Raw genomic sequence first — 19,088 nt, forward strand, 5'->3', positions numbered from 1 at the left:
TCACCGGCGCAACCGTCGCCGCATGACTGCTGCCAATACCCTGCGCGACATCGAGGAGCTGCCCGATGTGGGCATCACCCTTTCAGACGGATGCAGATTGTCTGCACGCGTCTGGCGCCCGAAAGATGCCGGTGCAAACCCGGTTCCTGCCATTCTTGAATATCTGCCCTACCGCAAGCGCGACGGGACCTGCGCGCGCGATGCGCTGACCCATCCGTGGTTTGCCGCGCGCGGGTATGCCTGCATTCGCGTTGATATGCGCGGCAATGGCGACAGCGAAGGCCTGATGGAGGACGAATACACCCCGCAGGAACAGGCCGACGCGGTCGAGGTGATCAACTGGCTGGCCGCTCAGGACTGGTGCAGCGGCACGGTCGGCATGATGGGTATCAGCTGGGGCGGGTTCAACGGGCTGCAGGTGGCGGCACTGGCACCTGACCCGCTGAAGGCGGTAATTACGCTGTGTTCCACCGTCGACCGGTTTGCCGACGACATCCATTATAAAGGCGGCTGCCTGCTGAACGAAAACCTGGGCTGGGGGGCCACTATGTGGGCCTATTCGTCCCGCGCACCCGATCCGGCGTTGCGGGAGAACTGGCGGGAACTCTGGCTGCAGCGCCTCGAGAACGAACCGTTTCTGCCGTCCGTGTGGCTGCGCCATCAGCGGCGGGACGACTACTGGCGGCATGGATCGGTGATCGAGGACTACAGCGCAATCAAAGCAAAAGTGCTGGCCGTCGGTGGCTGGGGCGACGCCTACAAAAACGCGGTGCCGCAGCTCGTGCAGAACCTGCCCGACGCCAAAGGCATCGTTGGCCCCTGGGTACACAAATACCCGCATTTTGCCGTGCCTGAACCCCGCATCGGTTTCCTGCAGGAAGCACTGCGGTGGTGGGACCACTGGCTGAAAGGCGAGGACACCGGCGTCACAGACGATCCGGATTACCGGGCATTTGTGATGGACGGCGTACGCCCCGAACGGTGGTATACCGAGCGTGCAGGCCGGTGGGTGACTGAGCAGGACGGAGCCGCCGCACACATCCCCTACCGGACGCTCTATTTCACTCGAGATGGCCTGTCTGACGGTCCTGCACGGCTGATGGCTGCAATCAACTCGCCGCAGGACTGCGGCGCGGAGGCCGGGGAATACTGCGCGATCTGGCTGGGGCCCGAAATGCCCGGCGACCAGCGGGATGATGACACGAGGTCCCTGTGCTATGACACCGGTCCGCTGGACCACGACACGGACGTTTTTGGCAGCGCAGTGGTCAGACTGTCGGTGGCATCGGACAAGCCACAGGCACAGATCGCGGTCCGTCTGGGGCATGTGCACCCCGACGGAGCGGTGACGCGGATCACCTATGGCGTTCTGAACCTGAGCCACCGCAACGGGTCAGGATCACCCGAACCAATGCGGCCGGGCGAAATCGTGGATGTTGAACTGAAACTGGACCAGATCGCCTATCGGGTGCCGGCCGGTCACAGGCTCCGGGTCTCGCTGTCAGATGCCTACTGGCCGCTTGTCTGGCCCTCTCCGGAAAAAACGCAGCTCACACTGACCGCCGGGACACTGCACCTGCCTGTGCGGCGCACCGCGAAGCGCCCGGAATGCGCGTTTCCGCCTCCTGACGCCGCCCCGCCCTGGAACACCACAACACTGCGCGAGGCCAGTAACAGCAGACGCCGGGAAACAGACATGGGAACGGGAAACGAGCACCTACATATCCTCGACGATTTCGGCAAGGTGCAGGACGATGAACACGGTCTGATTTCCGGGGCCATCGCCCGTGAAACATGGAGCATCCACCCGGACGACCCGCTGTCCGCACGGGGGACATGCCACTGGACGGAAGAAATGGAGCGGGATGGCATCCGACTGCGCACGGAAACCACCTGTGAGATGTGGTCAGATGCCACCACTTTCTATCTCCGGGCGCGGCTGGAAGCATGGGAGAATGACAAACTGATCTACGAGCGCGATCACTCAGACCAGATCGCCCGGGACCACCTGTGACCCTGGACTCATCAAATATCGCCGATAGGCCTTGCGACACCGTGAGAAATGCGCAAGCCTGAAACCATAACGCAAAAGCAAAAAATGAGCAGCCAATGCTGTTCCAACCGGGAGAAACCAATGGACAATCAACTCAAACACCTCAGTGAACGTGTGACCAAAGGCCTGATGACGCGCCGGGAGTTTGTCGGCCGCGCCGCTGCACTGGGCGTCACAGCCGCCGTCGCAAATTCGATGCTGGCCACGGCTGCGAAGGCCGCAGGGCCGGTCCGCGGTGGTACGCTGAAGCTTGGCGCGCAGGGTGGTGAAAGCACAAACACGCAGGATCCGGCGCTGACCGCATCGGAAGTACCGCTCAACAACCTGCGCTGCTGGGGTGAAACGCTTGTCGACGTGGACGAAAAAGGCCAGCTGGACATGCGGATGGCTGAAAGCGTCGAGGCCTCTGCAGATGCGAAACAATGGGTCTTCAAAATCCGCAAGGGCATCCCGTTCTCGAACGGCCAGGATATGACGCCAGATGATGTGCTGAAGACCATGCAGCGCCATTCGAACGAAGACAGTCAGTCCGGTGCTCTCGGCATCATGCGCGGCATCGAGAGCATGAGCGTCGATGGTGACAACTTCATCGTAAACCTGGTGACCGGTAACGCCGACCTGCCCTATCTGATGGCAGACTACCACCTGATGATCCAGCCCGGCGGCGGCATGGACAATCCTGGTGCCGGCATCGGCACAGGCCCCTATACCATCGAGTTTGACGAGCCTGGCGTGCGCCACGGCTTCAAGCGCCGCGATGACTACTGGGATGCAGATAACCGTGGTTTCGCCGATGCGGTCGAACAGCTTGTTCTGAACGATGCCACAGCACGTACAGCAGCGCTGCAGTCCGGTCAGGTGCATATGATCAACCGCGTTGAGCCCAAGGTTGCGGGTCTTCTGGACCGCGCGCCGAACCTGAGCGTGCAATCTGTTGCAGGCCGGGGGCACTACGTCTTTATCATGCACGTAGACACGGCACCCTTTGACGTGAATGAACTGCGCCTTGCGCTGAAATATGCGATCAACCGTCAGGAAATGGTCGACAAAATTCTGCGCGGCTATGGCACAATCGGCAATGACTTCCCGATCAACGCCAGCTACCCACTGTTTGACGACAGCATTGAGCAGCGTGAATATGACGCTGCAAAAGCTGCCGAGCACTACAAAAAGTCCGGCCACGACGGATCGCCCATCATCCTGCGCACCGCGGACGGCGCCTTCCCGGGTGCGGTCGATGCGGCAGCGCTTTTCCAGCAGTCGGCACAGGCGGCTGGCATTCCGCTGGAAATCAAGCGTGAGCCCAACGATGGTTACTGGTCTGAAGTGTGGAATGTTCAGCCGTTCTGTGCCTCTTACTGGGGTGGCCGTCCGGTACAGGATCAGATGTACTCGACAGCTTATCTGTCCACCGCTGACTGGAACGACACACGCTTCAAGGTGCCGGAGTTTGACGAAATGCTCCTGTCCGCGCGCGCCGAAATCGACGAGGGCAAGCGCAAGGAGATCTACTCCAAAATGGCGGTCATGCTGCGCAACGACGGCGGCCTGATCCTGCCGATGTTTAACGACTTTGTCGGCGCGATTGCCAACAACGTCGGCGGCTGGTTCGAAGATCCGAACGGGTCGCTCATGAACAACAAAGCCGCGATCAAGTGCTGGCTGACGGACGCGTAAGGCCGTCTGAGAGATGCACCCGATCCTCAAACTTCTGGCTCAGCGCTTAGCGCTGAGCCTCATTCTGCTCATCGCTGCTTCTGTTCTGATTTTCGCCGGCACCTCCATTCTGCCCGGCGACGTTGCACAACAGATCCTTGGCCAGTCCGCCACACCCGAAGCGCTGGAGAACCTGCGCAGCGAGCTTGGTCTCAATGATCCACCGCTGACCCGCTATTTTGCATGGCTGGGCGGGATCCTTCAGGGCGATCTCGGCACCGCACTGACCAACGGCCGCGACATCGCCGAAAGCCTTGGCGTCCGCCTTTCGAACACGCTTTTCCTCGCCTTCTGGGCCGCCGCCATTTCGGTGCCGCTGGCGATTTTCCTCGGCCTGCTTGCCGTCCGCTACAAGGACCGCTGGCCCGACAAGCTGATTTCAGGCATCACGCTGACCACGATCTCCATCCCCGAATTCATGATCGGTTACGTTCTGATCTACTGGATTTCGATCCAGTTCGGCTGGTTTTCGTCAGTGGCCATCATCAATGAATCCATGAGCCTGGGGCAAAAACTCAACGCAATCGCCATCCCTGTGATGGTGCTGACCCTTGTGGTTCTGGCGCATATGATGCGCATGACACGCGCCGCGATCCTGAACGTGATGCAGTCTGCCTATATCGAAACGGCTGAACTCAAGGGCATGCCAATGCTCAGGATCATCCGCAAACATGCCTTTCCCAATGCGATCGCCCCCATCGTGAACGTCGTTATGATCAACCTGGCCTACCTGGTTGTCGGCGTTGTGGTGGTCGAGGTGGTCTTTGCCTATCCGGGCATGGGCCAGTACCTGGTGGATCACGTGGCCAAACGGGACATCCCCGTGGTGCAGGCCTGCGGCCTGATCTTTGCGGCTGTCTATATTGGCCTGAACCTCGTCGCGGACATCGTGTCGATCCTTGCAAATCCAAGGCTGAGGCATCCGAAATGAGAATACCTCTTGCAGCCCTTATCGGCCTTTTCTTCACCGGTCTGTTCTTTGCCATGGCCATCTTTGCTCCGCTTATTGCCCCCTACGGCTTTGCCGAAGTGGTTGGCGATGTGTGGGAACCACCCTCTGACAGGTTCATGCTGGGCACCGACAGCATCGGCCGCGATCTGCTCAGCCGCATGATCTACGGCGGCCAGACCACGATCTTTATTGCAACCGCCGCAACGGCGCTGAGCTTTATCACGGGCTCCGTTCTGGGATTCTTTGCGGCCGTCTCCGGCGGCTGGATTGACCAGGCAATCTCGCGGTTTGTCGATCTGATCATGTCGATCCCGTCGCTGATCTTTGCCCTTGTCGTTCTGTCGGTCATGCCGACCACAGTCACCATTCTGATCGTTTTGATGGGTCTTCTGGACAGTACCCGGGTGTACCGTCTGGCGCGTGCCGTTGCCGTGGATATCACGGTGATGGACTACGTCGAGGCCGCCCGCCTTCGCGGCGAAAAGACCGCCTGGATCATCTTCCGCGAGATCCTGCCCAACGCCCTGTCGCCGCTGATTGCTGAGATGGGCCTGCGGTTCATCTTTGCCGTGCTCTTTGTTTCCACCCTGTCCTTCCTCGGGCTCGGCGTGCAGCCACCGCAGGCGGACTGGGGCGGCATCGTGAAAGAGAACAAGGAAGGCATCAACTACGGCATTGCCGCAGCACTGTATCCCGCCTTTGCGATCGCGGTGCTGTGCATTTCCATCAACCTGGTGGCGGACTGGGTCCTGAACCGGACCACATCGCTGAAAGGAGGCCGGGGATGACCGAACCGCTTCTCAAAGTCCGCGGCCTCAAGATCGGAGCCACGATCTATCCGCCCGGCGAAAAATCCCGCGACATCGAAATCGTACATGGCGCCGATTTCGATCTGCAGCCGGGTAAGGTGCTTGGGCTGATCGGTGAATCCGGTGCGGGCAAATCAACCATTGGTCTTGCCTCCATGGCCTACGGGCGCGGCGGAGTGGAAATCACCGGCGGTACAGTCGAGGTCAACGGCCGTGATATCCTGCAGTCGGGTATCCGCGACGTGCGCCGTCTGCGCGGCGCGGAAGTAACCTATGTGTCCCAGTCCGCAGCGGCGTCTTTCAACCCGGCCAAAAAGATCATGGAACAGGTGACCGAAGCGGCCGTTTTCCAGGGGAAGTTCTCAAAGGCCGAGGCCGAGGAACGCGCCGTCACACTCTTTCGTAAACTGGGCCTGCCGGATCCGGACAACATCGGTCAGCGGTACCCCCACCAGGTATCGGGCGGACAGTTACAGCGGTGTATGACGGCCCTGGCACTCTGCCCCGAGCCGGACCTTGTGGTCTTTGACGAACCGACCACTGCGCTGGACGTGACGACCCAGATCGACGTGCTGGCCGCGATCAAGGAAGCAATCCGCGATACCGGTGTCGCTGCACTCTACATCACGCATGACCTCGCCGTGGTGGCCCAGGTGAGCGATCATATCATGGTGCTGCGCATGGGGGATATGGTCGAATACGGTACCGTGGACCAGATCATCAACGCCCCGCGCGAAGACTACACCAAAGCGCTGGTCTCAGTCCGCTCCATCGAGCACGAAGAGAAAAAGCCATCGCCCGATCCGGTGCTGAAGGTGGAGGGTATAACCGCCCGCTACAAAGGCACGAACTTTGATGTTCTCAAGAACATCAACGTCGATCTGCATCCGGGCCAGACCCTTGCGGTTGTCGGCGAATCCGGTTCCGGCAAGTCCACGCTTGCACGCGTCATTACCGGCTTGCTGCCGCCGTCTGCAGGCAAGATCACCTTTGATGGACGCACCCTGACGCCTGACATGCCCACGCGGCCGATTGACGACCTGCGCGAGTTGCAAATGATCTATCAGATGGCGGACACGGCCATGAATCCGCGTCAGACGGTCGGCACCATCATCGGACGGCCGCTGGAGTTTTATTTCGGCCTCAAGGGCGCTGAGAAACAGAAGCGTATCCAGGAACTGCTGGACGAGATCGAGCTGGGCGAAGGTTTCCAGGACCGCTACCCTGCGGAGCTGTCCGGTGGTCAGAAGCAGCGGGTATGCATTGCGCGGGCGCTGGCCGCGAAACCCAAACTGATCATCTGCGACGAGGTCACATCGGCGCTCGACCCTCTGGTGGCTGATGGCATCCTCAAACTGCTCCTCAACCTGCAGAAAATTGAGGACGTCGCCTATCTGTTCATCACACATGACCTGGCAACAGTGCGTGCGATTGCGGACAGTATTGCTGTGATGTTCCAGGGTGAAGTCGTCCGGTACGGGCCCAAGTCAGAGGTGCTGAGCCCGCCCTTTGACGACTATACGGACCTGTTGCTGAGTTCGGTGCCCGAGATGAAGCTCGGCTGGCTGGAACAGGTCATCGCCAGCCGCAAAATGGAAAGCGCTGGCAACTGAAGGCCTTTGCCTGAAGGCCAGAAAAAGCCCCCGCGCCGCGGCGCCGGGGCTTCTCCCCTCCCTCCCGACGGCTCAGCGCCGCCTGCGCTGAATGAGGAGCAGTCCACCCAACCCCACAATCAGCATTGGGAAAGACGCGGGAAGCGGCACAACCGACGGACTGTCAGCGGTTGTCACATTGTCGACGCCGAATACGTCGTTGGCCAGCCCGACAAAATCCACCCTGTCGAAAGCCTCGGTTGAGAGAATCCCAAAGAACGTCGGCGTATCGTCATCGGTTGGCGGCGGGGCGATCAGTTGCCTCAGCACGCCGATCTGCGTGCGCAGGAAATCGTCGTTGAAATTGAAGAAATCCGCACCAAACGCAAAAACCGGTTCATCGAAGGATATCGACGCATTCGCCCCGTCAAGCGTGAAGAAATTCAGCACAGTTGTTCCGTTCAGGTCCACTTCGGGAAAAACGGCCGGAACATCAATCAGGTTATAAAGCCCGAAACCATCCCCTTCTGCTGAGACGGTCAGCCCTCCTACTGTAGCGGACCCCGCTGCAAAGGAATCGTCTGCTGCCACAGACGAGAAGTCTTCGATCTCCACCTGACCGGTCAGCGCGGCCTCGAACAATGCGCGGTCCGTATACGATGTGATTGTTGCTGCTGACGCATGCCCACACACCAAAGTAAGAGCGAAAGCTGTAAAAAACCTGTTCATGTCACCACCTCCATCAGAATCTTTACCAACCCAGGGTAGTACATGTCCTGTGTCTGAAGAGGCTCTGATTTCCCGTTATGCGGGAATGCGCCGAGATGCCAACTCAGGATTCTGGCACAGTCTTCGGGGACAGCCGAAAAATACGGAAAATCAACGCCTTAACGGCGCGTGCGGATGTCAGCCGGAAACCGCCTGGTGTGAGCGGAAGACAGGCAGCAACTGATCGCTGCTGTGCATTCCGGACAGTGTTTCGACCCGGCGTCCGTCAGCGTCAAACAGAAGAAGGGTTACATGCGGGACACCGTGCTCGACCGCAAACCTCTGCCCATCCGGCGTCTTGATATCAGCTATCAGATAAACCAGATCGCACTCCCCGAACGCGCGCAGCGCCTTGCGGGTCTGTTTCTGCAGCGCAGTGCAGGTCGGGCATTGCGGATCATGCACCTGAACGACGGTGGGCTTGCCCTGCCCGATGCGGCCAAGGTCGTGCTCTGCAGCATAAGCGCGGTAAGAACCCAGGGCGAAATACCCGCCGCCACCGGCAAGTGCCAGAACCCCTGCCCCATTGCGAACGAACCGGAGCATGTCACGACGCGTCGGGTTTTCGGAAACGGGTACGGTCTGTTGCTGCTTCGATTTCTGCTGTGCCTTGCGTTTGTTGCGCGGTTTGCCCATGGCGCGTCCTTTCCGGTCTGGCCCGGCTGTACCATGCCCCCGCGAGGTGCGGCACCGCAAACGCACATCGGTAACAGGCGCTCACATTCCTGTGTCTTTGGCGCGGACCAGCATCGCCCACAGACAAAAAATCGCGCCTGCAACAACGCATGCCATGGGGTTCTCTGCGCCGGCGCTCGTTTTGCACAAGCTATGCGACCAGAGCCGCGGCACACCCGAGTTGCAGTCCGTCGTTTCTGAGCCGCCTGCATGACGCATTTATTCTTGCGCCGGCTGCGCAGTTGGCGCCACATGGCCCCGAAACGGGGAGACCGCGGCCATGAACAACAGACTGCTTCTGATCATTCTGGACGGGGTGCCATGGCGGAACTGGCGCCGGCTTTTCGGAAACCTCGAAGGCTGGGTCGACACCGGCGAAGCCCGGGTCTGGAAAATCCGCTCGGTGATCCCGTCGATCTCAGCCAGCTGTTATGCGTCGATACACACCGGTGTCGTCCCAGCCGAGCACGGATGCACCGGCAATGGCAACGTCTTTCGTCTGTCTCATCCCGATATCTTCTCTCAGGTGCGCGCGGCAGGTGGCGTGACCGGCGCGGTTGCGCATTCCTTCTGGTCCGAGTTCTTTAATCGCGCCCCCTTCGATCTGGTACGTGACATCGAATACGATGAGCCGGACAGCGACACCATCTGCCACGGCAGATTTCACACGATGACCGGATACAATCTCCGCAATCAGATGACGCCCTCAGATGTCGATCTATTTGCGACCCTGACACGCCTCTGCGAGCGCCACGCGCTGGACTACGGCATGCTGCACACCTGCACACTGGACAGCATGGGGCACCGTTTCTTTCACGAATGTCAGGAAATGGATGATGCCTGTTTTGCGATGGATGAGATGCTGGCCCCCTTCATCCACCGCTGGCGCAGAGCAAGTTATGAGATCATGGTGACCGCAGATCACGGCCAGGACGCGCGCGGGCATCATGGCGGGCGTGACCCGCTGCAGCAGGATGCTGCCCTCTACTATTTCGGTGATGCCGAGGGGCCTGCAGAGGACACCGTGCTGGACCAGCTGCAGCTGGCCCCTACGATCCTGAAGCGTCTCGGCGCACCGGTCCCGGACACGATGCGTGCTGCATCATTCCTGACCTGATCAGGCTGCATCCACGGCTGTGTTTGCGAGCTCCCACGGCCGTACAAAATCGCCCAGCACCGCTCCGATGGCTTCCACGCTGGCCCCATTGGGGTCAATCTGTGCAACAAGGCCCCGCTTTTTGTCGTCCGTAACAGAGACAACGCGCGCAGCCACACCAGCCTTTTCAAGCGCGCCATTGTAAACACGGGTGATCGCATTCTTCCGGAGGTCGGGCTTGAAGATTTTGCCCACCGCTGTCTTCGGCAGCTCAGGCATAATGGTCATGTGTTTGGGCTGTGCGGCCCGTTCATGCACGTGTCCCTTACAGAAGGACAAAAGCTCTTCTTCGCTGACACTGGCACCTTCAACCAGTTCCACAAAGGCGCAGGGCACTTCGCCGGAATGCGCATCCGGCTGGCCGATGGCGCCCGCGAATGCCACCGCTTCGTGGTGCAGCAGCGCTTCTTCAATTTCCGCAGGATCAATGTTGTGCCCGCCGCGAATAATGAGGTCCTTGGCCCTTCCGGTGATCCAGACATAGCCGTCGGCATCCACCCGTCCGAGATCACCTGTCCGCAGGTGGTTCCCGAAATAGAGATCAGCGTTCTTGTCGGTCTCAGTATAAGTATTGCCAACGTAGACCCCAGGATTGGCCACACAGATTTCCCCGATTTCATCGGTTTCCGCCTCAACCGGGCCATCCGGCGTGCCCTTGTAAATGCGCACGTCGCAATAGGGCAGCGGAATACCGATGCTGCCGACCTTCTTTTCGCCATCCGTGGGGTTGCAGGAGACGAGGCAGGTCGCCTCAGTCAGGCCATAGCCCTCCACCAGCGTCACGCCTGTGGCCTTCTCAAAGCGGCGGAAGAGTTCGAGCGGCAGCGGCGCTGATCCCGAGAACGCCGTTTTGACAGAGCTGACATCGGCATCAATCGGACGCTGCATTTTCGCAGAGATCGCCGTGGGCACTGTGATGATAAATGACACTTTCCAGCGCTCGACGAGCTTCCAGAAATTGTCCATCACGCCCTCACCGCGGTATCCCTGCGGTGTCGGGAACACCACATGCGCCCCCGAGGTGACCGCCGCCATCAGGATAACGTGGCAGGCGAAAACGTGGAACAGCGGCAGTGGGCAGATGATCGTATCTTCAGCCGAAAAGAGCAGTCTCGCCCCCAGCCAGCCGTTGTAAATCATCCCGGAATAGCGGTGCTGGGCGACCTTTGGCATGCCCGTGGTACCCCCGGTATGGAAGTAACACGCGACACGGTCTTCCTGCTTGTCCTCAAAGGTCAGCGATGTCGGCTGCTTTGCCATTTCGGCCATGAAGTCCATGTACCTGGCCTGGTTCTGCACCGTGCGCTTGGGACGGATCAGCGGGACGATCCAGGACTTCGGCGGTGTCAGATACCGCAGCAGATCGACCTCAAGAACAGTTTCAACACCCGGCGCAAGTGCCACGGCTTCAGCCGCTTTGTCCGCCACGTCCGTCTTGGGGAACGGACGGAGCGTGACAACAACCTTTGCACCTGTCTCGCGCAGGATCGAACCGATCTGCTCGGCATCAAGGAGCGGGTTGATCGGGTTCACAATGCCTGCAACGGCACCGCCCAGCAGCGCAAAGACGGTCTCATTGGCGTTGGGCAGGATATAGGCGACGACGTCTTTTTCACCGACACCCAGCGACCGGAAGAGATTTGCAGCCTGCGTCGTTTTGCCAAGAAGGTCCGACCAGGAAATCGTCTCCGCTTTGTCTTTCGGCCCCGAAAAAATCTGATAGCTGACCGCATTATGGTTTGGAAACTTTTCCGCCGTCCGGCTCAGCTGACCAAAAAGTGTCACAGGCAGATCGCGGTCCGCCCACGGCATCTCGTCCTGAATGGCATCGCGATCCGTGATCCCGGCAAAAGTCATCAGTCTCTCCTCCCAGAGCGCCCAAGTCCGGGCATTTTTGTTATCTGACGGGCAAAATGCGGGTTTTAACCGGCTTCTGCAAGCCATTGCAGGCAGACCAGAGGCGCCGGGACGTCACGTAAAAACGGGCAACGGGCTTATTCCGCCGCGATACCATCCGTGAACTGCAGGCGGGCAAGACGGGCATAAAGACCGCCCTCGGCCACAAGTCTGTCGTGAGGGCCGGTCGCAACAATGCGTCCCTCGTCCATCACGACGATCCTGTCCGCCTTTTTCACAGTTGCCAGACGATGCGCAACAATGAGCGTTGTGCGACCGGCGCTGAGACGATCTACGGCCGCCTGAACAGCACGCTCACTCTCAGCATCCAGAGCGCTTGTCGCTTCATCGAGCAACAGCACGGGAGCATCTCTCAGAATGGCGCGGGCAATCGCAATGCGCTGTTTCTGACCGCCCGAAAGCATGACACCTCGTTCACCGAGGTAACTGTCATAGCCATCCGGCAGCGTGGAAATGAAATCATGTGCTGCCGCTGCTTTTGCTGCCTGGTCAATCTCTGCATCTGTGGCATCCGGTCGGCCGAAACGGATGTTTTCCCGAGCTGATGCCGCAAAGATCACCGGGTCCTGAGGCACAAGCGCCACGGCCTTGCGGAACGCATCCCGCCGCAAATCCGTCAGGTCCATACCATCGAGCGTAATACGGCCCGATGCGGGATCATAAAACCGCAGGATCATCTGGATGACTGTTGTCTTGCCCGCTCCGGACGGCCCAACAAACGCGACAGTTTCACCAGGCTCAATGTCGAGGCTGACCCCGTCCAAAGCCTTCACCCCGGGCCGTGACGGATACGTAAACGTCACGTTCTCGAAGGCGATACGCCCCTGCACAGGCTGGGAAAGATCAAGTGTTTTTTCGCTGTCGCGGACGCTGTCTTCTGTCTGCAGCAGTTCCACCAGTCTTTCCGTAGCACCGGCGGCGCGCTGAAGTTCGCCCCAGATTTCAGACAGCGCCGCAACGCCACCGGCCACCATCACAGCATAGATGACAAACTGCACCAGCGCACCCTGTGTCATGTCCCCTGTCCGGACATCCCGGGCGCCAATCCACAGAACCCCGACGATCCCGGCGAAGACAAGGAAAATGACGATCACGGTCATCACAGCCCGGGTAAAAACGCGCCGCCGGGCCGCATCAAATGAATGCTCTGTCATCGTGGCAAACTGCGAACGGCTTGCTGCCTCATGGGTAAAGGCCTGGACCGTCTGCACAGCACCCAGCGCTTCTGAGGCGTTACCGGATGACGCAGCAATCCAGTCCTGATTTTCCCGGCTCAGAACCCGCAGACGCCGGCCCAGAACAAGAATAGGCACGATCACCGCAGGTACAATCAGCAGAACAAGACCAGTCAGTTTCGCAGATGTCAGCAGCATGAGCACCAGGCCACCCGCAAAAATCAGCAGATTGCGCAGGGCAATCGATACCGAAGACCCGATAACAGAAAGGATCAGTGTTGTGTCGGTCGTGATGCGGCTCAGAACCTCGCCGGTCATCGTTTTCTCATAAAATGCCGGGCTCATACCAATAACCCTGTCGAACACCGCTTTGCGGATGTCGGCCACCACCCTTTCGCCCAGCCTGGTCACCAGCGCGTAGCGTAACCCGGTTCCAACCGCCAGAAGCGCTGCGATGCCCAGCGCAGCGGCGAAATACAGATCGAGATCACGGACGCTTTTGGTGTCAAAATTATCAACCACCCGCCGCACGGCCAGGGGCAGAGTGAGAGACAGCATGGCTGTCACAACAAGCGCGGCAAGCGCGGCGCCCATCAGCCAGCGGTACGGCAAAAGGAACGGTGTAAGGGCCTTGAGGGCACCGATGCGCTTCGATTTTTCGCGCTCTTCATTCTGCCCCGGCAAACCATGCGCGGGAGGTGTGGGCCGGGCCATTCTCTGTCCTTCGTTAACGTGCCCTTTTTTGGCTGGCCGCGTTACGGGCGTCAAGCCACCGGGCGTCATCAGCGTCGTCTGACCGCAGGAGCGTGTTGCAGATGCTCTGTGACTTGCCAGCCTCCGCGTATCGCGGCTGGTACGAAAACAGCTTTAATGCCGGGTATCGAACGGATTAAGAACAGGTTTGGAGCGCCCGACGCTGCGCCACGGCAAACTGTGATCCGGAACAACTTAAGCCAGGCACTATACTTGTCGTTTAAGTTGTTTGCATGGAGCGGGCGGCGGGAATCGAACCCGCTTCATCAGCTTGGAAGGCTGAGGTAATAGCCAGTATACGACGCCCGCTCAGTGCTTTACGGAATATTGAATGGTTCTTCCGGGGTCAAGTGAGCATTTCACTATGTGTGAAGGAGCCGCGCCCTTCAGTATCTTCCCCAGTATTAACAAAACAATTCAAGGAAGAACTGTTTTTGCCCTTCACAGACAAATGTCCGCTGTGCGGACAAAGCCGTCGTTCTTCAGGTTTTTATCGATTACCTTGGAAGTTGAAGAAAACCCGTTAACAGGGACATTAAGCGCCAATCGATCACTTATCGCCTCGAGTGCTTTCGGATCTGGATACGTGCATGCCAACCAGTCAGGCCACCGCGATCGTAAGGTATACTTGTCCTGCCAGGGCTTCGATTGCAGCTAGAGTTCGTGCTTGGTCAGACACTGGGAGAATATCGCCATATCCAAGCGTGCTGAGGGTGACCAAGCTGAAATACATGAACTCGGTGCTGTTCGGGGTGAGGTCGGAGAAAATGGGCATAGAGAATGAGCCCGGTACGGCGCGGTCGATGAGCCCATACGTCATGGCAAAGGTGACGCCCAAGGCGAAGTAGATGTTAATCGACGCCAGCAGAAGACCGCCGTCCACGCGAGATTGTGAGAATAGCTGAATCACGAATAATAACACCAAGGTTCCGAAGAAGATGCCGGACACCGAATAAAACAGGATTAGTGCTTCGGCTGTGTCGTTCATGATCAGGTAACTTGTGGCAAAAAAACTCTATTGAGACCATTGGTGCGAGCAGGAAAAACTGACGCTTGAATGGCAGGACGATCAGAAGGACGAATGTGAGCGAGAGCATGAAAAGCAGGTGCAGCAGAAAAGTGGAGTTGCCAAAGAAGGAGGGCAGGACAAATGCGGAGATCAGGCTGGTGAGCAGCCCAAATTGGCCGAATTCTCGAAACCAAACAGAATTGCGCGCCGTTTTCATCGACGTCATTCTATCCTCAGTGACGGTACCGCAAAGGCCCCTCATGTCACTTTACCGGTCAATGCACGCCAAAAACCGGCAAAGTTAGCCGTCCAAAAAAAGATCAAGATAGCGCGGGGAACCAGCCGCCTTGAGTGCCTATCTAAACCTATTAAGTCGCCCTGTAGTCGCGGCAATCCACAATACAACTGTTCAATTCCTGCCGGAATGCTTTTTCGCGGTTCCCTTGTGATCCCGGCCTTTGAATGCGCTCTTTCAATGTCTGCTCCCGACCACATCCACTGGTCTCGATCATCATTCAGAACAACAACCACAACCTTCAAATGCATTGCATCGGGGAAAGGAAAAAGCGCATGCAACGAGGTGCGAATTACCTCGCCTTCTCGCCGGCGGGCGTTACGGCTGGGCTCGACGGGTTTGACGTCGCCGCTCCGCGCTAACTGGTCGCCGGCCCGGTAATTTTCGCAGTGTTGATGATCCGGCACAACGCACCTTAAAGCCACGCTCGCCAACCCGCCCTCAACGGGGTGGCTCAGGGTGCATCGGTTGCGAGGCGGTACTTCCGGAACAGGGCCCCGTCGATTGTCACATCGCCCTCTGACTGTGCGCCGAGTCGCTTCAGAGCTCCCAGCTTTTTCCGCGTCGGCGGAAGAAGGAACGTCACAGAAGGAATGCGCGCATCGCCGCGCGCGAAGGCCAGTGCCTGAGCGGTGATCCTGTTGCCCAGGCCGAAGGCAGAGGGTTTCAGCACCAGCCCGAAGTCCCAGTCAGCCCCCTCACGCTGAAAGCCGCCCCAGCCCACATAGTCGCCATCCGACAGGATTGCCCAGTGACCCAGGCCATCCTGCGCCCACCTGGCTTCTTTCATGGCCACGAAGTCTGCAGCGCGCTGAGTGTCCCAGCTTCCATCGAGCAGGGGCATATGCACGGCCAGTATCGGGTCCGACATGTGGGCCGCTATTTCCTCAACGGGAATCGTGGACAGACGGGAAAAGCTGATTTTTGTCATTGATCCGGCTGCGACACGCCGTAGGCGGCTCCTTTGGTTTCAGGGTCCATAAGTGCATCGATCAGGAAGTTTGCAAGGCCCGTCCTTGAGACGGATGAACCATTTTCGGGCAACGCGTTTCGTTGCGCCCGGTAGGCAGCCACGCCGCTGTCCTGCAGGAACCCGGCGCGGGCCGAAGTCCAGTCAAGGCCGGAGTCCTTCAGGATGTCCTCCATGTGCCCGGCGCTGCGCACAACGTTTGGCACGACCACGCGCAGTACTTTTCCCAAGAACGTCTGGTCCGGGAACAGCAACGCCGTTGAGGTCACCAGAATGCGTTTGATATCTGTTGAGGACGCAGCGCGCACGATGGCATCCGCAGATCGGGCATAAACAGAGGTGGCGGCTTTTGTCGGCAGCCGACCGCCCAGCGTGGAAATCACCGCGTCATGGCCGCGAAACACCGATGCGAGGAACGCAGAGTCGCAGGGATCACCGACCGCGACCTGCAGTTTTTCATGTTCAGTACCGGGCGTTTTGTCTGCTGAGCGAACGACTGCCGTGACGTCTATTTCTTTTTTTAATGCGGCCTCAAGCACCAGCCTGCCCGTCCGCCCGTTCGCGCCCAGAACAACGAGTTTCAAGTTTATCTCCATTCTTTTTGGAATCGATGTATGACGTCTCTCCACCCAGCCTCGGACGAAGAGACAATTCCTTCAACAGATCGGCCCCTTAACCCGGTTCGGGAACCGCCGTCTACGCCTGATCGCCAAAAAGTTGTGCGCCGGAATGCACAATAGCGGCCAGGTGACTGGCCACAGTCACGCGGCAGGCCGTTTGCAGCACGCCAAGCCTTTGCAGCGCGCTTTGGCTGTCGCGCAGACTACCCGCCCATCAGTCTGAAAAACTCAATCAGCTGACCATTCGGATCCATCATTTTGAGCAGGTGAATCCCCGGCTCCTCAATAATCTCTGGCACCGCCACACCGGCAGCAACGGCGCGCTTTTGCAGCGTTTCAAGATCTGCGGACTGCAGGTAGGGCACGGCTCCGGAACCCGGCTCAGAGCCTGGGGCGTATTTCTCCCGCGACACGATGGCAAACCAGCCACCGGCGACGTCAAACGCCACGAAATCCGGAAGTTCGATGGCCGGGGCAATTTCAAAAAGGGTGCGGTAGAAAGCCCCGGACCCTTCCATATCATCGGTCGGGACATAGGCGCCCATCGCCAGAAGCGGTGCGGCGTTTGTGGGCTTCACCTCTTCAGCGGCGAGTGCGGCAGGCAGGGCGGCGGCAAGGGCAACAGCAGTTAATCGTCTCATGTTCTGGTCTCCGTATTCTGTGACTTTCGTGCTTTTACCGCACCCATGCTGACAGCGTGTTGTCAGCATGGTGTCAGTATGATCTGCTTTCAGTGAAAGGAGAGCACATGAGACGCGGTGACAGGCTTTTTGAGATCATCGAGATTATGAGGCGTGCAAAAGGTCCGATCTCAGCTGAGGCCATCGGAGAGGAGCTGGGCGTGACCAAACGCACCGTCTATCGCGACGTCGCAGCTCTCATCGGTCAGGGTGTGCCAATCAATGGTGAAGCCGGCGTTGGGTACGTTCTGGAATCCGGCTTTCACATGCCCCCTCTGATGCTCACACCGGACGAGATTGAGGCCGTGACGCTGGGCGTCATGTGGGTGCAGAGCCGGGGCGAGCCTGAGCTGGCACTGGCTGCGGAGAAACTGATCACCAAGCTCGAAGCGGTGGCCCCGGACAAATACCGCACCTCATTTCTGGAGACTGTCGTCAGCGTGGCACCGGTTGATCAGCCAGATGAGGTGCTCGGCGCTGCAGCCATCCGTCTGGCCATCCGGCAGCGCAGAAAAATCGCCATGACCTATTCGGACAACGCAGGCCGGGACACCCGACGGGTGATCTGGCCCATACTGCTGGGATACCGGGAGACCAGCCGGATAATCGCCGCGTGGTGCGAACTGCGGGAGGGGTTTCGTTACTTCCGGACAGAGCGGATCAGGGAAGCCGAAGTGCTTGAGGACAAAATTCCAAAGCGCATGGACCTGCTGCGCGCCGCGTGGCGCGGTACGATGGACGCAGAGCGCAGACGTTTTGAGAACGGATCGTGAAACACCGGCGCGCGTGTCAGCGCAAAGCGGCATTGGAGCGCATCAAGCGGCAATGAACCGGGCCCGGCACGCGTGCCTGCGCCGCCTGAGGTCATGCACTTCTGAAGTAACCGCGCATGGCTGTCCGGAAAAACCGCTAATCCTCAGGATACGTGACAGACATTTTAAAACGCGGGTCCTGATGCCAGCTCCAGTAGATATCCTGCAGCTTCATCGTTAATTCGCCAACACGGCCATTCCCGACCGGGTGACCGTCGATGGTTGTTACCGGCATCACCCCGCCAGCCGTGGATGTTGCAAAGACCTCATCCGCCCGCCGAAGCGCATCAGGTGAAAGCGGCCCGGCGGTGCAATTGATCCCTTCAGCTGCACAGATTTCCATCACCGTCCGGCGTGTTATTCCCGGCAGAACGCCCTTGTCCGGCGTGACCAGCGCGCCGTTGAAAACCGCGAAAATATTGAAGCCCGGCCCTTCGGAAACACTCCCCTGCGCATCGAGCAGAAGAGCCGTTTCGCCGCCGCGGTCGTAGGCACCATAGAGCCCCATGATCAGATCAAGCCAGTGATAGTTTTTGAGCGCCGGATCAACACTTTCCGGCGGAATCCGTACAGTATCGACCAGCGACACATGCAGTCCGCGGCGCATCTGGTCGTCATTCGCTACGGACCCATAGGGCACCGCAAACGCCAGAAACCGGTTGCGTGCATCTCTGGGATCGCGGCTGAACGTGTCAGAGGTGCCGCGCGTACAGATCATCTCTACATAGGCATGTCTGTGTCCGGACAGAGCAACGCAATGGTGAAGAAGATTGCGGATTTCAGCGCGCGACAGCGGCAGCTGCATCCGAAGCCGTGCAACGCCGGCCAGAAACCGGTCAATGTGATCGTCGAGACGAAAGAAGGCGCCATCCCGGACGTGAACCGTGTCATATGTGGCGTCAGAATGCAGAAACCCGTAGTCCAGCACCGATATTTTTGCTTCAGATACCGGGATGAACTGGCCGTCCTGGAACGCCACGCCGTGCGGATACCGGTGCGGATCCTTATAGGTGTTTTGCAACTGCGAAGCCTGCATATGGGACCTCCTTTTTGCTGTTGGAACAGCAGCAGGATACCTGCGCACTTTGACTTTCTGGCGCCAAAATGGTTTTAAGACTGACCAAAACCGGTCACGA

At 58.9% G+C, this 19,088-nt stretch carries 16 protein-coding genes and 1 tRNA gene; 7 read left to right on the plus strand and 10 right to left on the minus strand.

The window, feature by feature from the left end; all coding sequences use genetic code 11:
- The first annotated feature begins 22 nt into the window (after nucleotides 1–22).
- The 5 genes from AB4K19_RS11425 (at nucleotide 23) to AB4K19_RS11445 (ending at nucleotide 7,143) form a co-directional block, all read left to right on the plus strand.
- The gene (locus AB4K19_RS11425; RefSeq protein ID WP_436397616.1) at nucleotides 23–2,014 is read left to right on the plus strand and encodes a CocE/NonD family hydrolase; all 1,992 of its coding nucleotides are present in this window, start codon (nucleotides 23–25) and stop codon (nucleotides 2,012–2,014) included.
- A gap of 120 nt (nucleotides 2,015–2,134) precedes the next feature.
- On the plus strand, nucleotides 2,135–3,730 hold the full coding sequence (locus AB4K19_RS11430) for an ABC transporter substrate-binding protein (RefSeq protein ID WP_375228483.1): 1,596 nt from the start codon (nucleotides 2,135–2,137) through the stop codon (nucleotides 3,728–3,730).
- A 13-nt stretch (nucleotides 3,731–3,743) separates the two neighbouring features.
- Nucleotides 3,744–4,700 carry an ABC transporter permease gene (locus AB4K19_RS11435; RefSeq protein ID WP_375228484.1) on the plus strand — a complete coding sequence of 319 codons (957 nt, stop codon included), beginning with the start codon at nucleotides 3,744–3,746 and terminating at the stop codon, nucleotides 4,698–4,700.
- The gene (locus AB4K19_RS11440; RefSeq protein ID WP_375228485.1) at nucleotides 4,697–5,509 is read left to right on the plus strand and encodes an ABC transporter permease; all 813 of its coding nucleotides are present in this window, start codon (nucleotides 4,697–4,699) and stop codon (nucleotides 5,507–5,509) included. The genes AB4K19_RS11435 and AB4K19_RS11440 overlap by 4 nt, the downstream gene beginning before the upstream one ends.
- Nucleotides 5,506–7,143 (plus strand): ABC transporter ATP-binding protein, encoded by a 1,638-nt coding sequence (locus tag AB4K19_RS11445; RefSeq protein ID WP_436397619.1) that lies wholly within the window; start codon nucleotides 5,506–5,508, stop codon nucleotides 7,141–7,143. Before AB4K19_RS11440 ends, AB4K19_RS11445 begins: the two co-directional genes overlap by 4 nt.
- A gap of 72 nt (nucleotides 7,144–7,215) precedes the next feature.
- Here AB4K19_RS11445 and AB4K19_RS11450 read toward each other — a convergent pair whose 3' ends face one another.
- Both AB4K19_RS11450 and AB4K19_RS11455 read right to left on the minus strand, forming a co-directional pair.
- Nucleotides 7,216–7,851, minus strand: a complete 636-nt coding sequence (locus tag AB4K19_RS11450) for a VPLPA-CTERM sorting domain-containing protein (protein WP_436397622.1) — start codon at nucleotides 7,849–7,851, stop codon at nucleotides 7,216–7,218.
- A gap of 177 nt (nucleotides 7,852–8,028) precedes the next feature.
- Nucleotides 8,029–8,526, minus strand: a complete 498-nt coding sequence (locus tag AB4K19_RS11455) for a hypothetical protein (RefSeq protein WP_436397624.1) — start codon at nucleotides 8,524–8,526, stop codon at nucleotides 8,029–8,031.
- 319 nt (nucleotides 8,527–8,845) lie between these two features.
- Between AB4K19_RS11455 and AB4K19_RS11460 the strand changes: the two genes are divergently transcribed.
- A complete protein-coding gene (locus AB4K19_RS11460; protein ID WP_436397626.1) occupies nucleotides 8,846–9,682 on the plus strand; it encodes an alkaline phosphatase family protein in 837 nt (278 codons plus the stop codon).
- Here the strand turns inward: AB4K19_RS11460 and AB4K19_RS11465 are convergent, their stop codons facing one another.
- The 7 genes from AB4K19_RS11465 to AB4K19_RS11495 all read right to left on the minus strand — a co-directional run bounded on the left by AB4K19_RS11465 (nucleotide 9,683) and on the right by AB4K19_RS11495 (nucleotide 17,101).
- A complete protein-coding gene (locus AB4K19_RS11465) occupies nucleotides 9,683–11,578 on the minus strand; it encodes an acyl-CoA synthetase (protein ID WP_375228487.1) in 1,896 nt (631 codons plus the stop codon).
- 137 nt (nucleotides 11,579–11,715) lie between these two features.
- On the minus strand, nucleotides 11,716–13,527 hold the full coding sequence (locus AB4K19_RS11470; RefSeq protein WP_436397629.1) for an ABC transporter transmembrane domain-containing protein: 1,812 nt from the start codon (nucleotides 13,525–13,527) through the stop codon (nucleotides 11,716–11,718).
- Nucleotides 13,528–13,800: 273 nt separating this feature from the next.
- Nucleotides 13,801–13,875 (minus strand) — tRNA-Gly (locus AB4K19_RS11475).
- A 292-nt stretch (nucleotides 13,876–14,167) separates the two neighbouring features.
- The gene (locus AB4K19_RS11480; protein ID WP_375228488.1) at nucleotides 14,168–14,554 is read right to left on the minus strand and encodes an ion channel; all 387 of its coding nucleotides are present in this window, start codon (nucleotides 14,552–14,554) and stop codon (nucleotides 14,168–14,170) included.
- A 770-nt stretch (nucleotides 14,555–15,324) separates the two neighbouring features.
- Entirely contained in the window at nucleotides 15,325–15,801 is a 477-nt protein-coding gene (locus tag AB4K19_RS11485; protein WP_375228489.1) for a GNAT family N-acetyltransferase, read from the minus strand.
- Nucleotides 15,798–16,424 carry an NAD(P)-dependent oxidoreductase gene (locus AB4K19_RS11490; protein WP_375228490.1) on the minus strand — a complete coding sequence of 209 codons (627 nt, stop codon included), beginning with the start codon at nucleotides 16,422–16,424 and terminating at the stop codon, nucleotides 15,798–15,800. Before AB4K19_RS11490 ends, AB4K19_RS11485 begins: the two co-directional genes overlap by 4 nt.
- Nucleotides 16,425–16,663: 239 nt before the next feature.
- Nucleotides 16,664–17,101 (minus strand): VOC family protein, encoded by a 438-nt coding sequence (locus AB4K19_RS11495; protein WP_375228491.1) that lies wholly within the window; start codon nucleotides 17,099–17,101, stop codon nucleotides 16,664–16,666.
- Between the two features lie 107 nt (nucleotides 17,102–17,208).
- On the opposite strand from AB4K19_RS11495, the gene AB4K19_RS11500 reads away from it, so the two are divergent.
- Complete coding sequence (locus tag AB4K19_RS11500) at nucleotides 17,209–17,913, plus strand: helix-turn-helix transcriptional regulator (RefSeq protein WP_375228492.1); 705 nt, start codon at nucleotides 17,209–17,211, stop codon at nucleotides 17,911–17,913.
- 136 nt (nucleotides 17,914–18,049) lie between these two features.
- Here AB4K19_RS11500 and AB4K19_RS11505 read toward each other — a convergent pair whose 3' ends face one another.
- Nucleotides 18,050–18,988, minus strand: a complete 939-nt coding sequence (locus tag AB4K19_RS11505) for an aminotransferase class IV (RefSeq protein WP_375228493.1) — start codon at nucleotides 18,986–18,988, stop codon at nucleotides 18,050–18,052.
- Between the last annotated feature and the right edge of the window lie 100 nt (nucleotides 18,989–19,088).

The organism is Roseobacter phycocola, assembly GCF_042055075.2.
GTDB lineage: Bacteria > Pseudomonadota > Alphaproteobacteria > Rhodobacterales > Rhodobacteraceae > Roseobacter.